Source organism: Stenotrophomonas sp. YIM B06876 (assembly GCF_030711595.1).
Lineage (GTDB): Bacteria > Pseudomonadota > Gammaproteobacteria > Xanthomonadales > Xanthomonadaceae > Stenotrophomonas.
Map to the genome: position 1 here is coordinate 1 of NZ_JAUJUJ010000417.1, position 697 is coordinate 697.

Here is a 697-nt window from a genome sequence, read left to right on the forward strand (position 1 = left end):
CAGCGACGTCATCGTCGATGCCGTTCCCATGACGTTGCAGGTTCCCGGCGAGCTCCAGATCTTCTGCTCCAGTTCGCGCCAATCCTGCAGGGGCAGCTTGCCGGCGATCAGTTCGGGCGCCCAGCGAAAGGCGCCGGTGCCGCTGCCAAAGCGCTCGCCCCGGAAGGTCGCCCCAATGGTGAAGCCGGCGGGACAATAAATCGTCGGAATGTTCATGCTGATGGCCCCCATCAGCAGGGCCGGCGTGGTCTTGTCGCACCCGCCCAGCAGGATGGCTCCATCGATCGGGTGGCTGCGCAGCAGCTCCTCGGTTTCCATCGCCAGCATGTTGCGGTACAGCATGGCCGAGGGTTTGACGAAGCCCTCTCCAAGCGACATGGCGGGCAGCTCCACCGGGAAGCCTCCACCCTGCAGAACCCCGCGCTTGACCNCGAGGGTTTGACGAAGCCCTCTCCAAGCGACATGGCGGGCAGCTCCACCGGGAAGCCTCCACCCTGCAGAACCCCGCGCTTGACCGCCTCGGCGCGGCTTCGCAGGTGGGCATGGCACGGGTTCATGTCGCTCCAGGTGTTGATGATGCCGATGACCGGGCGGCCTTCGAACTCTTCGCGCGCGTAGCCTGCCTGCAGGGCATGTGCGGTGTGCTCCGTGGATGCAGGCGTGCCGCCGAACCAGCGGTGGCTGCGCAGCTCGGAAG

Annotated in this window: 1 protein-coding gene and 1 pseudogene; both read right to left on the bottom strand. The window is 66.4% G+C overall.

Translation table 11 applies throughout. The features are described from left to right. Positions 1 to 393, bottom strand: a 393-nt coding sequence (locus QZH66_RS17665) for a dihydroxy-acid dehydratase (protein ID WP_345783876.1), incomplete at its 3' end; no start/stop codon positions are given. A 62-nt stretch (positions 394 to 455) separates the two neighbouring features. Next, positions 456 to 689 (bottom strand): annotated as a pseudogene (locus QZH66_RS19090) (dihydroxy-acid dehydratase); the annotation flags it as partial. Positions 690 to 697: the final 8 nt, after the last annotated feature.